The 13,778-nt window shown below is 72.2% G+C and carries 9 protein-coding genes and 1 pseudogene; 3 read left to right on the top strand and 7 right to left on the bottom strand.

Translation table 11 applies throughout. The features are described from left to right. The 3 genes and pseudogenes from ABZY44_RS28095 to ABZY44_RS28085 form a co-directional block, all read left to right on the top strand. A pseudogene (locus tag ABZY44_RS28095) lies at window positions 1-201 on the top strand (hypothetical protein); the annotation flags it as partial. A 50-nt stretch (window positions 202-251) separates the two neighbouring features. Further along, on the top strand, window positions 252-824 hold the full coding sequence (locus ABZY44_RS28090) for a hypothetical protein (RefSeq protein ID WP_356658550.1): 573 nt from the start codon (window positions 252-254) through the stop codon (window positions 822-824). Between the two features lie 156 nt (window positions 825-980). Continuing rightward, window positions 981-1,997 (top strand): serine/threonine-protein kinase, encoded by a 1,017-nt coding sequence (locus tag ABZY44_RS28085; protein ID WP_356658548.1) that lies wholly within the window; start codon window positions 981-983, stop codon window positions 1,995-1,997. 75 nt (window positions 1,998-2,072) lie between these two features. On the opposite strand, the gene ABZY44_RS28080 is transcribed toward ABZY44_RS28085, so the two are convergent. The 7 genes from ABZY44_RS28080 to ABZY44_RS28050 form a co-directional block, all read right to left on the bottom strand. Then, on the bottom strand, window positions 2,073-2,282 hold the full coding sequence (locus tag ABZY44_RS28080; protein ID WP_356658546.1) for a helix-turn-helix transcriptional regulator: 210 nt from the start codon (window positions 2,280-2,282) through the stop codon (window positions 2,073-2,075). 207 nt (window positions 2,283-2,489) lie between these two features. Further along, on the bottom strand, window positions 2,490-4,943 hold the full coding sequence (locus tag ABZY44_RS28075; protein WP_356658544.1) for a SpoIIE family protein phosphatase: 2,454 nt from the start codon (window positions 4,941-4,943) through the stop codon (window positions 2,490-2,492). A 208-nt stretch (window positions 4,944-5,151) separates the two neighbouring features. Further along, window positions 5,152-10,050: an aminotransferase class I/II-fold pyridoxal phosphate-dependent enzyme gene (locus ABZY44_RS28070; RefSeq protein WP_356658542.1), complete on the bottom strand. Its 4,899-nt coding sequence runs from the start codon at window positions 10,048-10,050 to the stop codon at window positions 5,152-5,154. A gap of 242 nt (window positions 10,051-10,292) precedes the next feature. Beyond that, complete coding sequence (locus ABZY44_RS28065; protein ID WP_356658540.1) at window positions 10,293-11,021, bottom strand: DUF4232 domain-containing protein; 729 nt, start codon at window positions 11,019-11,021, stop codon at window positions 10,293-10,295. 140 nt (window positions 11,022-11,161) lie between these two features. Further along, window positions 11,162-11,692: a dihydrofolate reductase gene (locus tag ABZY44_RS28060; RefSeq protein WP_356658538.1), complete on the bottom strand. Its 531-nt coding sequence runs from the start codon at window positions 11,690-11,692 to the stop codon at window positions 11,162-11,164. Then, a complete protein-coding gene (locus ABZY44_RS28055) occupies window positions 11,689-12,486 on the bottom strand; it encodes a thymidylate synthase (protein WP_356658536.1) in 798 nt (265 codons plus the stop codon). Before ABZY44_RS28055 ends, ABZY44_RS28060 begins: the two co-directional genes overlap by 4 nt. A 131-nt stretch (window positions 12,487-12,617) precedes the next feature. Next, window positions 12,618-13,670 carry a helix-turn-helix domain-containing protein gene (locus ABZY44_RS28050; RefSeq protein WP_356658534.1) on the bottom strand — a complete coding sequence of 351 codons (1,053 nt, stop codon included), beginning with the start codon at window positions 13,668-13,670 and terminating at the stop codon, window positions 12,618-12,620. Window positions 13,671-13,778 lie beyond the last annotated feature (108 nt).

Raw genomic sequence — 13,778 nt, 5'->3', positions numbered from 1 at the left:
GACAAGACCAAGTCCCAACTGACGGTCATCGACCGGATCCGCATCGCCGTCACCCTGGTGGCCGACGACTCCGACGAGACCAGGGACAAGATCACTAAGAAGTACAAGATCTCCGACGAGCAGCTCGACACCTGGAAGAAGGACTACGTCGACGGCGACTGGTTCGCCCTGATGGGAATCGGCTCCCCCTTCCCGTCCTGATCGGACAGTCGATTCACCCGGAAAGCGATTCCTCAGCAAGGGAGAATGCCATGCGCGCACGTTCTTGGAAGTTCCGCCTCGGTCTCGTCGTCTCGACGACCTTGATCGGTGCCGGTGCGATGGTGCCGGCCGCCACGGCGGCTCAGGCGTCGACGAGCCTGACGACCCAGACGGTCCCGGCCACCGGAGAGCACCACGGCGGTGGTGAGAGCCGTCCGGGCGCGAGCCGCTTCGGCAGCAAGGTGGTCAGCGGGGTCAAGGTGGGCAACGGCAGTGTCCGCGTCGGCGACAAGGTCTGCGCGGGCAGCTGCAACGGAACCGTCAACGGCACCAACGGCAGCGCCGGAGGCGTCTGTGTCGGCCTCTGCAACGGCAGTGCCAACGGCGGCTCCGGCACCACGGGCGGGACGGGCGGCAACGGCACCAACGGCGGCAAGGGCGGGGTCTGCGCCGGAGTGTGCGGCGCGAGCGCCAACGGCGGCAACGGCGGCAACGGCGGAGCCGCACCGGCCGGCGGTGACGGCGGCAACGGCGGCAAGGGCGGCACCGGCGGAATCTGCGTGGGCACCGGATGCGCGACCAGCGGCCAGGGCGGCCGGGGCGGAAACGGAGGCGAAGGCTGACCGCCGCCCTTGACGGGCACGCGTGTGGATCACTCGATAGAATTTCAGGTACGGAAAGAGAGCGGCCAATCGCGCCGACCGAGATCCCGGTCGGCGCTGTCGCGTGCCGGCACCGTAGCGGCTCCGAGCGGTCGGCCGGGTGCGGGGAGGCGCTTGATGGGCACGGCATCCAACCGGGGCGCCGATACGGGCCGGCCCTCCGCCCTGATCGGCACGGAAATCGCGGGATACCGGATCGAGCGCTTGATCGGCCGCGGCGGCATGGCCGTCGTCTACAGCGCGAAGGACCTGCGTCTGGACCGGACGGTCGCGCTCAAGCTGATCGCCCCGGAACGTGTTCGTGACGACGTCTTCCGCCGCCGGTTCACCCACGAATCGCGGGTGGCCGCAGCGATCGACCACCCGCACATCGTGCCGATCTTCGGAGCCGGTGAGACCAACGGAGTCCTGTACATCGCCATGCGCTACGTCGCCGGGCTGGATCTGCGGGCCCTGCTGGACGAGGAAGGCCCGCTCCCCGTGGAGAAGGCCCTGCGCATCGCCGCCCAGGTGGCCTCGGCGCTCGACGCGGCCCACGAGCACAATCTGGTGCACCGGGACGTCAAGCCCGGCAACATCCTGGTCGCCCCGGGCGTCGACAGCGACCACCCCGAGCACGTCTACCTCACGGATTTCGGGCTGACGAAGAGATCGCTCTCGCTCACGGGGTTCACCACCGCAGGCGAGTTCGTCGGGACGCTCGACTACATGGCCCCGGAACAGATCTCCGGCCGCCCGGTGGACGGCCGGTGCGATGTCTACAGCCTGGCCTGTGTCGTCTACGAAACCCTGGCCGGGGGGCCGCCCTTCGAACGCGACGACGCCATGGCACTGCTCTGGGCCCACCAGTACGAGAAACCGCCCCTCCTGACGGAGAGGCGGCCGGGGACGGCCCCGGGTGCGGACGAGGTACTGGCGAAGGCTCTGGCGAAGGTCCCGGAAGACCGTTACGACTCGTGCCGGGAATTCGTGGCCGCCCTGCGCGTGGCCACCGCGAGCGGCGCCGGCCGGCCGGCCGATCGGCCCGTGCGCGCGGCTCCCCGGCCCGCCGGGGCCTCGGAGAAGCGCGTACCGCCTCCGGATCCTCCGGACTGGGCGCGGCCGGTGTTCGCCGGCCCGCCCGGTCGGCCGTAACGCCCGAAGCCCCGTACGGTGCGGAAGCCGCAGACCGTACGAGGCGGAAGAGGGTGAGAGGGAGGGGGCGAGGGGTCAGAGCCCCATGGAGATGGCGGCGCGCATCATCTCGGCCGAGGTGCTGATGCCCAGCTTGGCCCGGATGCGGCGCAGGTAGGCGTCGACCGTGTGCCGGGAGAGCCCCATGGAGCGGGCGGCCTGCACGTACGTGCATCCTGCGGCGATGTGGCGCAGTGCTTCCTGCTCGCGGGGGGCGAGTGCGGGAGTGGCGAGGGTGAGGCTCATGGGATTTCCTCCGACGCGTCGGCTCGGTCATCTCTGCTCTGCTCGCGCCTTCGGAAGCAGGAGACATATCCACGAATGTGGGTGTATGTCCGTGTTAAAGAGCCTGTCGGTGGGAGTTCATGAGCGTGTCCGTCGACTGTCACAGGCGTGTCACAGGGAACATCCGCACCCGCGGGTCAGCGACGATCGCGGCGAGCCGTGTGCCCCTCAGAACCCGACGAGGGATTGCTCGGCCCAGATGGTCTTGCCGGAGGGGGTCTGCCGGGTGCCCCAGCGCTGGGCGAGCTGGGCGACCAGCAGCAGGCCCCGCCCTCCCTCGTCGAAGATCCGGGCACGCCGCATGTGCGGGGCGGTGTTGCTCGAGTCCGAGACCTCGCAGATCAGAGTGGTGTTCTCGTGGATCAGCCGCAGCTGGATGGGCGGCTCGCCGTAGCGGATCGCATTGGTGACCAGCTCGCTGACCACGAGCTCCGTGACGAAGGCGGCGTCCTCGAGCCCCCACGTCGTCAACTGCTCGGTGGCGTCCCGACGGGCGTGGGCGACGACGGAAGGGTCGGGCGGCACGTCCCAGACGACGACCTTGTCGGCGTGCAGGGCGCGTGTCCGCGCGACGAGCAGGGCCACGTCGTCGTCCGGCGGGTGGGTGAGCAGGGCCGTCAGGATGCGGTCGCAGACCGTGTCCAGCGTGGAGGCGGGGCGGGCGAGGGCCGTGAACATGCTGTCCAGGGCCTCGTCGATGTCGTGCTCGCGGGCTTGCAGCAGACCATCGGTGTAGAGGCACAGGGTGCTCCACTCGGGCAGCTCCACCTCGATCGTCTCGAAGGGCAGGCCCCCCAGGCCCAGCGGCGGGCCGGCCGGGACGTCGAGGAGGTACACGGAGCCCTCCGGGGACACGACGACGGGTGGCGGGTGGCCGGCGCGGGCCACGGTGCAGTGACGGGTGACCGGGTCGTAGACCACGTACAGGCAGGTCGTGCCGATGCCCCCGGCGGCCTCGCCGGCTCCTCCCGGGTCGGCCTCGTCGGCGGACAGGCGGATGACGAGGTCGTCGAGATGGGTGAGCAGTTCGTCGGGCGGCAGGTCGACGTCGGCCAGGGTGCGTACCGCGGTGCGCAGCCGTCCCATGGTCGCGGAGGCGCGGATGCCGTGTCCGACGACATCGCCCACGACGAGGGCGACGCGCGCGCCGGACAGCGGGATCACGTCGAACCAGTCCCCGCCCACACCGGCCTCGCCACCGGCGGGCAGGTAACGGGTGGCGATCTCCAGCGCCGTCTGATCGGGCAGCTTGTGCGGCAGCAGGCTGCGCTGCAGGGTCATGGTGGAGGTGTGCTCCCGCAGGTGCCGGGGCGCGCTCTGGATGCTGACGGCCGCCCTGGACGTGAGCTCCTCGGCGAGCCACAGGTCCTTCGGCTGGAACGGCTCACGGCGCCGGTGACGGCAGAAGACGGCCACCCCGAGCACGCGACCGCCGGCACTGAGCGGCACCACCATCATCGAGTGGGTCCCGGACTCGCGGATCCACGCCGCCCTCGGGTCCTCGGCCACCCATCGGGCGATGAACGGGTCGCCCGCCCCGTAGAACGCGCCGCGGCCCGCGGCCAGACACTCGACGGGCGGCGACAGCGGCGGGTACACGGTCGTCTGTCCGACCGCGACCCGCGACTCCGGGCTTCCGTCCAGGACCGACCGCACCGCGGTCCGGCGCACGGTGACCGGGCCCGTCACCGCCCCGGGGGACGGCTCGCCGCGGCGCGGGAAAGGGTCCAGCAGGTCGACGACCGCGAAGTCCGCGAGCTGGGGAACGGCGACGTCGGCCAGCTCCTGCGCGGTACGGGCGCTGTCCGGCGTGGTGCCGATGCGAGCGGCGGCGGCCGCGACCCCGTCGGCGTCCGGCGAGAGCGGCCGGTCCCCTTCACCACCCTCCGCGCCGGTCCTGTCCTGCGCGGTGAGGCACACGGCGCGCACCCGGCCGTCCGGTCCCCGCAGAGGGGCCAGCGAGGTCGCCCAGCCGCGCCCCGTACCCGTACGCGTGGGGCGGACGAAGGCGTCGACGTACTGGGGCTCACCGGTCTCCAGCACAAGGCGCATCATCCGCTCGGTCTCGTCGCCGACCGGGCCCGGCGCGATCTCCGGCAGACGCAGCCCGCGCATCTCCGCCTCCTCCAGGGAGAGCGCGCGCTTCAGGCCGGCATTCGCCGTCACCAGCCGCAGATCCTCGTCGAAGATCGCCAGGAAGGAGGGGGACTGGGTGAACGCCCACTCCTCGAGCGGATCGTGCCGGGGCGTACGCGGCTCGCCCGCCACGGCGGACACCACGAACCACCTGCTGGTTCCGCTGGTGGACGTCCGACGGTGCGCGAGGACCCTGCGCTCCAGCGGCCGGCCGTCCCGGTGCCGCAGCGCCACGGTGCCGCTCCACCGATCCTGCTCGGCGGGGACCCCCCGCAACGGATTGCCGTCGCCATCGGCGAGCAGGCCGGCAGCGGGCCGGCCCACGATCTCGGAGGGCAGGTAGCCGAGCAGGCGACGGGCCCCCTCGCTCCACTCGGTGACGAGGCCCTGCTGGTTGACGGTTGCCGTGGCCGTGTACGCCGACCCGGGGGAGGAGTCCGTCTGCTCCTCCGGCCGCTCACCAGGAGAGGTGGGAAGTCGCTCCATCGCAGCTCATCTCGCCCTCGCTAGTCCCTGCCCGCTGTCACGCACGGGACCTCCACGGCCAGGGGTTCCACTGACAAGCATGATCCGGCGGGCCAATGAGCACCAACGCAGCGCCGCCACGAGGGCCGCCTGCTCCGGCCGGACCGGGGGAGAGGGCCGCCGGAAGATCCGGCGGCCCTCTCCGGCGGGGGGCCGCTCGGGGACGGCGTCAGGCCGCGCGGGCAGCCGTGTCCCGCTGCCGCAGCCCGCGCTCCAACGCCGTCACGGCCCGGCGGATCTGGTCGGGCGTGTGATCACAGGTGATGAAGAAGCGCAGCCGGGCCATTTCCTCGGGTACGGCCGGGTGGAGGATGGGGTTGACGCTGACGCCCTGCTGGAACAGGGACTCCGCGAGCCGGAGGGTCTCCACCGAGTCCCCGACGATGCACGGGACGATCGGCGTGTCGTGACTGTCCCCGACATCGGCGCCCACGGCCCGCGCCAGCCGGACGAACAGCGCGGCGTTCGCCGAGAGACGTGCCACGCGCTGCGGCTCCGCGCGCAGGAGGCGCAGGGACGTCAGGGAAGCGGCGGTGTCGGCCGGGGTCATGCCGGCGCTGTAGACGAAGCCCGGAACGGTGTAGCGGAGGTACTCGACGACCGAGCGGCTCCCGGCGACGTAACCGCCGCAGCTCGCGAAGGCCTTGGACAGCGTGCCCGACCAGAGATCGACGGCGGAGCGCTCGACGTCGTGGTACTCGCCCGCGCCCCGCCCGGTCGCGCCGATCGTTCCGATGCTGTGCGCCTCGTCGATCATCAGCAGCGCGCCGTGCCGGCGCTTGACCCGGACCAGGGCGGGCAGGTCGGCGATGTCGCCGTCCATGCTGTACACGCCCTCGACGACGACGAGCACCCGCCGGTACTGGTGGCGGACCTGCGTGAGGACGGCGTCGAGGGCGGCCGCGTCGTTGTGCGGGAACGGCCGCCGGGTCGCGCCGGAGAGCTTGCACCCCTGCAGGATGCTGTCGTGGGCGAGGGAGTCGTGTACGACGAGGTCCCCGGGTCCGACGAGGTGCCCGATGACGGTGACGTTGGTGGCGTGCCCGTTGGCCAGGGTGATCGCGGATTCGCACCCCAGCAGTCCGGCCAGTTCGGCCTCGAGTTCGAGGTGGAGCGGACGGCTGCCGGAGAGCAGGCGGCTCGCGGACACCGACGTGCCACAGCGTTCGATCGCCTCCTTGGCCGCCGCGTTCACCTCGGGGTGTGTGGCCATGCCCAGGTAGTTGTAGCTGGAGAACGAGAGCAGTTCCCGGCCGTCGATGACGGTGGTGTCCGTCATTCCGCCCTCGTGGACGAGGAAGTACGGGTTGGGCAGCCCCAGGCGGGAAAGGGCGGCGAAGCGCTCGCCATGGGCGGTGACCTCGGGGAAGCACTCGATCCGGGTGTGCTCCTCGGGCAGCGGCGAGGGCGGGGCCCCGTCGTCGCGGGCGTCGTCGCGGGCGCCGGTGTCGTGGGCGCCGGCTTCGTGGCCGGCGCGCTGCACGGGCAGGGCCGACGGCCCGGTGGGCGGCGCGGCCGACGGTGCCGATACGGGTGCGCGTACGACTGCCAGGACGGCCTCCGGGGAGCCGTTCGCGATCAGCGCGGCGATCCTCCCGACGGTCGGCCCGTCGGCGACCCTCTCGTCGAACCTCCACCGCGGCCACTGCCGCTTGAGGGAGGTGAACAGGTCGGTCAGCATCAGCGAGTCGAAACCCAGCTCGTCGGTCAGCAGCTGGTCGGCGCGCAGATGACTCACCGGGAACGCGCTGATCCGGGCCACGTGCTCGAGCACGGCGTCGGTGACCTCGTCGAGGCTCCCGGTCAGCGAAGGCTCCTTCTCCTCCTTCTCCTCGGCCTGGGCGCGGGATGCGGGCGCATCGGCGGGGGTGGGGGTGGGGGCTGGGGCGGACGCGGGCGGGGGGAGGGCCGGGGTGACGGGAGAGGGTTCCGGTCCGGCCGTCCCGGGGGTGGCGATCCGCGCGGCGGGTTCCCGAGCCGCGGGGTCCTGCCCGGCGGGGCCGTCCGGGGCGGGGCCCTGTGCCGGGAGCGCCTCGGCGAGGCGGGAGATCAGTTCCACCTGCTGCTGCACCAGCCGGCGGAGATCGTTCATCGGGTCGCTCGCCGTGTCAGGCGTCGGACCAGGCGTCCGCGCAGGCATCTGGTCAGGCATCCGGACGGACGTGGGGTCGCTCATCGAGATCTCCTCGGACGGTACGGGCCGGGGCGTGGGGGAGCCGGCGGACGAGGTGCCCTTTTTCGGGGTGCGCGGGCTCGACACCCAGTAGGACCGCGCGTCGAGCCGTGCCACCGGGAGGTCCAGCAGCCGGCGGTCCTCCCGGGGAACCAGGGCGCGCGGGTCGACCGGGGCGCCCAGGACGGCGAGCCGTGCGAGGGCCAGGACGAAGGTCCGTCCGCCGTCCGGCACTTCCGCGCCGACGGGCACGACGTGAAGGTCGCCGTGACCGGTGAGGGTGCGGCGGACCGAGGTGAGGAGCGAGCTGCCGCCGCTCACCTGGAGGAAGACGCGGGCCCCTCGGCCGTAGGCGGTACGGACGGCATCGCTGAAGCGGACCGGCGTGGAGGCGTGACGGGTCCAGAGCTCTCGCAGCCGGCCGGGGTCGGTGCAGACCTCGGCGTTCACGGACGAGACGAACGGCAGGACGGGACTGCTGATGCGGCGGGCGGCGAGGCCCGAGCGCATGCTCTCCTCGGCCGGGGCCAGCCGCGGCGAGTGGAAGGCGTGGGACACATCGAGGGCCGCCGTGACGATCCCGGCCTCGGCGCAGGCCCGCCGCATGGCGTCGACCCCTTGCCGCGTACCGCTGACCACGACCTGTCGCGGCTGGTTGAAGCAGGCGGGCCACACGTCGTCGATCTCCTCGAGGAGCCGGCGGCAGGTCTCCTCGTCGCTCTGCACGGCGAGCATCCCGCCCGGTCCGGTCTCGGCCCGCCGCAGGACGGCGCCCCGGTGGACCAGCAGCCGGACGGTGTCCACCTGGGTGAGGGCTCCGGCCGCCGCGGCCGCGGCGAACTCACCGGCACTGTGGCCGAGCGCGAGGTCGGGAGCGACGCCGCAGTCGGCGAGGACCCGGGTCGCGGCGATCTGGACGGTACCGAGCAGCGGCTGGCACACATCGGTGGAGGCGAGTCGCCGCCGGAGCTCCTCCGCGTCGTCGGCGGACGTGCCGGCCCCGCCGTACAGCAGCTCGCCCAGGTCGAAGCCGAGGTCCCGTCGGGCGACGGCGCTGAGGACGCCCACGGCCGAGCGGAAGCCGGCGAACCTCTCGTACAGGTCCCTCATCATGCCCGGGCGCTGACTGCCCTGACCGGGGAAGACGAAGGCGATGCGGCGCTGTGCGGGCGGCAGGGGAGCGTCGGCGGCGAACGCGCCGTCGCCGAGGTCGCCCCGCGTGCCGGCCAGGAGCTGCTCACGGGCGCGGCGCAGCCGCTGGAGGAATGCGTCCGTGTCGGAGGCGACGAGGGCGACCCGGGCCCTCAGGGGTTCACGGGAGCCCAGGGTGTGGGCCACGGCGGCCAGCGGCGGCTTGTCCGCCGTGTCGAGTGCCTCGAGTACGTCGCCGATGTGCCGGTCCAGCAGCTCTGGGCTGCCGGCCGAGAGGAGGACGAGCTGGGGTCCGCCACCGTCGGTGTCTGCGGTGTCTGCGGTGCCTGTGGTGCGATCGGCTCGTCCCGGGTGGGGGCCGTGGGCCGGGGCGGGCTGGTGTTCCTCCAGCACCACGTGGACGTTCGTACCGCCGAAACCGAACGAGCTGACGGCGGCGCGACGTGGGGCGCCGCCGCTCGGAAAGGGCCGCGGGGTCTCGGCGAAGCGCAGGCCCGCCGCGGAGATGCCCAGGTCGGGACAGGGGGTGGTCTTCGGCTGCGGCACGATCGTGCGGTGGTGGACGACCAGGGCGGTCTTGATCAGCCCGGCGATGCCCGCCGCGGCCAGGGAGTGCCCGATGAGCGCCTTGCCCGAGCCGAGGTAGCACAGGCCGGGGTCGTCGTCGGGATATTCGGTGCGCAGCCGGAGCAGCGCCTGTGCCTCGGCACGGTCGCCGGCGGAGGTGCCGGTTCCGTGAGCCTCGAGGAACCCCACGGAGGACGGCGGAACCCCCGCGTCCTCGTAGGCACGGAGCATGGCGCGCAGCTGGCCTTCGGCGGTGGGAACCAGCGGGCCGGGAGACGCGCCGTCGTTGGCCGAGCCCACGCCCTTGATCACCGCGTAGACGCGGTCGCCGTCGGCGAGCGCGTCGGCGAGCGGCCGCAGGACGACGACACCGGCGCCCTCGCCGAGGACGAAGCCGTCGGCCGCCTCGTCGAACGGGCGGCACACCCCGGTGGCGGACAGCGCGCGGAGCTTGGAGAAGCCGACCAGGCCGTCGGGGGTGAGGTTGAGGTACACGCCGCCGACGAGAGCGGTCCGGCAGGAGCCCTGACGCAAGTGGGCCAGTGCCTGGTCGAGGGCGACCAGCGAGCCCGAGCAGGCGGCGTCGACGGCGAAGCTCGGGCCGCCGAGGTCGAAGTGCCGGCTCACGGTGCCGGACGCCATGTTGAGGAGGCTCCCGGGCAGGGTGAAGGCCTCGATGGCGCCGAGCTGCCCCGCCTGCTCCTTGGCGGCGTCGAGGAGGCCGGGCCGGTCCGCCGCGTGCGACGCCTCGGCCAGGGAGATGGCCCGTACGGGGACCGTCATGAGGTCCTTGTAGTCGGACACCGACATCCCGAAGAAGACCCCGGTGTTCTCCCGGTCGAAGTCGCCGCGCCCCAGCCCCGCGTCGTCGAGGGCCTCGCGGCTGACGTCGAGCATCAGCCGGTGCTGCGGGTCCATGGCGCGGGCCCGTGCGGGCGGGACCCCGTAGTGCAGGGCGTCGAAGCGGTCCACGTCGTCCAGGAAGGCGACCTGGTCGGTGTAAGCGGCATTGGGGGCCGACCGGTCGCCGGGCGCGTGGAAGGCGTCATGGTTCCAGCGCTTCCCCGGGACGGCGGAGAACTGCCGTTCACCGCTCATCAGGAGCTTCCAGTAGCCGCGGACGTCGGGGGCTCCGGGGAAGCGGCAGCCGAGTCCGGTGATGGCGATGTCAGTCATGAGAGGTCTTCCTTGGCGTAGCGCCCTGGGCGGTCGGCAACCGAGGCGACGGGGACGGGAGTGTGCGTCCCGGCGGTCAGCGCTGCGCGGGGAGCTGAACGCGGGGACGGTGGACTTCCACCGTGCCCGCGCAAGACGCGGGGCCGTAGCCCCGGGTGTTCGTCACTTGACAGGAGCCGAGGGGGGTCTCTTCGGAGCCGTCCGGCGTCGGCCGGACGGCTCCGGGGAAGGCCGCCCAGCCGTCAGGTGGCCAGCAGGTACTTCTCGACTACGCGGACGTCGTTGTTCCAGAAGATGACCCCGGGGAGGGGGCCGACGTCCAGGGACGCCGGCGTGGACAGCGGGACGTCGAGGGGCTTGCCCGCGTCGTGGTCCGCGTCGAGGGTCCTGAATCCGACGGTCAGCGACTTCACGGTGTCGGTCCGCTCGCCGGCCCGGGAGAGCCGAATGCCCGAGTACGCCTTCTCGTTCGGTCCGATCGTGGCGATCGCGTGCCAGTCGGACTCCAGGGGACCGATCGGATCCCGGGCGCCCGCCCCGAGCCACACCCTCGGATAGACGTAGAGGGTGCAGGCCTGATCGCCGATATTGGTGGCCGTGAGGAGGACGTGCCTGTTGCCGTCCTGCGGGTAGAACGTCGCGGTGAGCGAGACGTTCACGTCGGTGCAGGACGGGGTGGCGTTCCTCCTGTCCTCGCCGGAACCCTCCCCGCTCTCGTCCGCGCCGGCGGCGCTGCTGGGCCCGGGAGCGGCGGACGCGCCGGGGGAGGCGGTCGGGCTCGGAGCGCCGGGCCTGGCGGACGCGGACCCGGACCCGGATGCGGACGCGCTCACGAGCGGGGTACCGGATGGGGTGGCCGGGCCCGCCTTGTCGTCCTTGCCGCCTGCGCCGCAGGCCGCGGACGAGAGGAGAGCGGCGAGGGTCAGGCCCCCCAGGGCGTACGTCTTCCACCGCGTGCGGGTCGTGCGCATGCTGGTCCCCCCATGGGCCGTCACGTGCTTCAGGTCGTCCGGCTGTTCCTCGGTTCATGCTCCGAGGAGATCGCCGTACGCCTCCTCACAGGAATGGTTGCCGCTCGCGCACAGAGGGATCGTGGTTCCGTCTGCCCTGCTCAGGGCCTGCCCGCAACCGACCGGGTGTACCCGCGGATGCGGTAGCGCAGCCCGGAGGCCGAGGACCGCCAGCCTCCGTCCTGCGTGAGGGTCCACGACGCGTCCGGGGAAGGGGCATGGGTGTCGCCCTTCACCGGGGAGTCGACTTCGGTCACCGAGAGCGCCGTCGCGTAGGGCAGGGCGGCTCGATAGATCTCGCCGCCGCCGATCACCCACGCTGCGGTGGGGACAGCTCCGCCGGCCGCCGCGTCGGGCTCGGCCGCGAGGTCCAGCGCCCGGGCGATCGAACCGGCGCGCTCCGCGCCCTCGGCCGCCCACCGCGGATCGCGCGTCAGCACGATGTTGCGCCTGCCCGACAGCGGACGAAATCTCGGAGGCAGGGAATCCCACGTCTTGCGGCCCATCACCACGGGGTGGCCGAGGGTGGTCGCCTTGAAGTGCGCCATGTCCTCGGGGAGGCGCCACGGAATCGTGTTGTCCGCGCCGATCACGCCCTCGGGGGTCTGTGCCCAGATCAGCCCGACGTTCACACCGCCACCTGAGCCTTGATGGCCGGGTGGTGCTTGTAGTCGACGATCTCCACGTCGGAGAAGGCGTAGTCGAACAGCGAGTCGGCCTTGCGCAGCCGCAGCTCGGGGAACTCGAACGGCATGCGCGAGAGCTGCTCGGTCACCTGCGCGGTGTGGTTGTCGTAGATGTGGCAGTCACCGCCGGTCCAGATGAAATCGCCGGGTTCGAGGCCGACCTGCTGCGCCACCATGTGCGTGAGCAGGGCGTAACTGGCGATGTTGAACGGGACGCCGAGGAACAGGTCCGCACTGCGCTGGTACAGCTGGCAGGAGAGCTTGCCGTCGGCGACGTAGAACTGGAAGAAGGCGTGACACGGCGCGAGCGCCATCTCGGGCAGTTCGGCGACGTTCCAGGCGGAGACGATCATCCGCCGGGAGTCCGGGTCGCGACGCAGCGTGTCGAGGACCTCGCGGATCTGGTCGATGTGCCGGCCGTCGGGCGTGGGCCAGGAGCGCCACTGCACGCCGTAGACCGGACCGAGCTCGCCGGCCGCGTCCGCCCACTCGTCCCAGATGGTGACACCGTGCTCGCGCAGCCAGCCGACGTTCGAGTCGCCGCGCAGGAACCACAGCAGCTCGTACACGATCGACTTGAGGTGCACCTTCTTGGTGGTGACCAGCGGGAACCCCTGCGACAGGTCGTAGCGCAATTGGTGCCCGAAGACACTTCGGGTGCCCGTGCCCGTCCGGTCGGCTTTGGCCGTCCCCGAGGTGAGCACCGTGCGCAACAAGTCTTCGTACTGAGTATCCGCCACAGCGGGAGTCTACTGGGGTACCGCCGTGGTGACGGCCGCCGCCGGTCGCGCGGAACCGTCACCGAGAGACCCTCGGCTCCCGTCCGTACGCGCGACACCGGTGCGTCCCGCTCCACCCTTGATCTTCCTCTTCAGCACCCGGGCGACGCGGTGACGGGGCCGGTGCGGCGCACGGCCGCGGGTGTGGTGCCGTACCAGCGCTGCACCGCCCGGCGCAGGGCGCGCGCGTCGGCGTAACCACTGCGGGCGGCTACGGAGCCGATGCTCAGGTCGGTGTGGTGGAGCAGCCGCGTGACGTGGGACCGGCGCCCGGCTTCGACCTCGCTGCTCCATGTGGTGCCGTGCTCGTCGAGGCGGCGCTGGAGGGTGCGAGGGCTGACGGCCAGGCGCCGCGCCACCGCGGTCAGCGTGGGGGCGTCCTCCTCGTGGGCGCAGGACAGGGCCGCGCGGAAGAGGTCCAGCCAGTTGTGCAGCGCGATCGCGTTCGTCAGGGTCCGTTCGGCGTGTCGGCGGAGCACGGCCGACAGGCCGGGCTGCGCGTGAGGCGTCGGGGTGTGGAGGTCGGCGGCGAGGAAGGTGATCGAGCTCGAAGGGGCTTCGAACTCGATGGTGCGGGTGCCGTAGAGCTCGGTCAGGGCGTGGTGGCGGCGGGGCGCCTTGGCGGCCAGGGAGACATGGAGGGGGACGATGCGCCGCCCCGCCGCTTCGCCGAGACGTCGCTGGTAGAGGCCGAGCGCGTAGCCGCGGATCGCGCAGGCCGCCTCGTAGGTCAGATCGGCCTCGTTGACGTGGCTGATGGTGACCTGTTCGCCGCTCTCGGTGATCAGGAGGTTGTCCGTGGCGGTGTCGGCGACGGCGGCGAAGTGGGCCGAGGCGTCGCGGATGCCCTCCAGCGGGGTGGGAGCGGAGGTGATCAGGTAGTCCCAGACTCCGAGGCTGCCGATGCTCGACCGCTGTGCCAGCAGCGCGCTCATCTCCGTCCAGGGAGCGTAGACGGTCGTGAGTTCCGCGACGCGGATGCTCGTGGCCGCCGGAGTCCGGCAGAGGTCGTCGTTGAGGTGTTCGGGAGCCAGGCCCAGCAGGTGCGCGTATCCGTGCCGGGGGATGCCGAGCAATTGGGCGACGTCGACGGACAGACGGGCGAGCGCGGAGGAGGTTGTCCCCTGATGTGCGTACGAGACCACGGGGGTTGAGCATAGGCCAGCACGAAATACCAGATGAGGGGCGGGGTTCGGGGTCCGGTGTCCCCATCGTGGCGCGGACGGTCCCCCCGTGGCGCGTTCGGTCCCCTT

Origin of the sequence: Streptomyces sp. NPDC006544, from assembly GCF_040611715.1 — a bacterium.
Taxonomy (GTDB): domain Bacteria; phylum Actinomycetota; class Actinomycetes; order Streptomycetales; family Streptomycetaceae; genus Streptomyces.
The sequence above is the reverse complement of the archived record's forward strand: the minus strand, read 5'-3'. Positions and strand labels throughout refer to the sequence as shown.

What these genes read in the sequence shown, in the direction of transcription:
- ABZY44_RS28080 (WP_356658546.1), bottom strand. Translation starts at nt 2,282, where the DNA reads ATGAGCCTCACCCTCGCCACTCCCGCACTCGCCCCCCGCGAGCAGGAA.
- ABZY44_RS28075 (WP_356658544.1), bottom strand. Translation starts at nt 4,943, where the DNA reads ATGGAGCGACTTCCCACCTCTCCTGGTGAGCGGCCGGAGGAGCAGACG.
- ABZY44_RS28070 (WP_356658542.1), bottom strand. Translation starts at nt 10,050, where the DNA reads ATGACTGACATCGCCATCACCGGACTCGGCTGCCGCTTCCCCGGAGCC.
- ABZY44_RS28090 (WP_356658550.1), top strand. Translation starts at nt 252, where the DNA reads ATGCGCGCACGTTCTTGGAAGTTCCGCCTCGGTCTCGTCGTCTCGACG.
- ABZY44_RS28065 (WP_356658540.1), bottom strand. Translation starts at nt 11,021, where the DNA reads ATGCGCACGACCCGCACGCGGTGGAAGACGTACGCCCTGGGGGGCCTG.
- ABZY44_RS28085 (WP_356658548.1), top strand. Translation starts at nt 981, where the DNA reads ATGGGCACGGCATCCAACCGGGGCGCCGATACGGGCCGGCCCTCCGCC.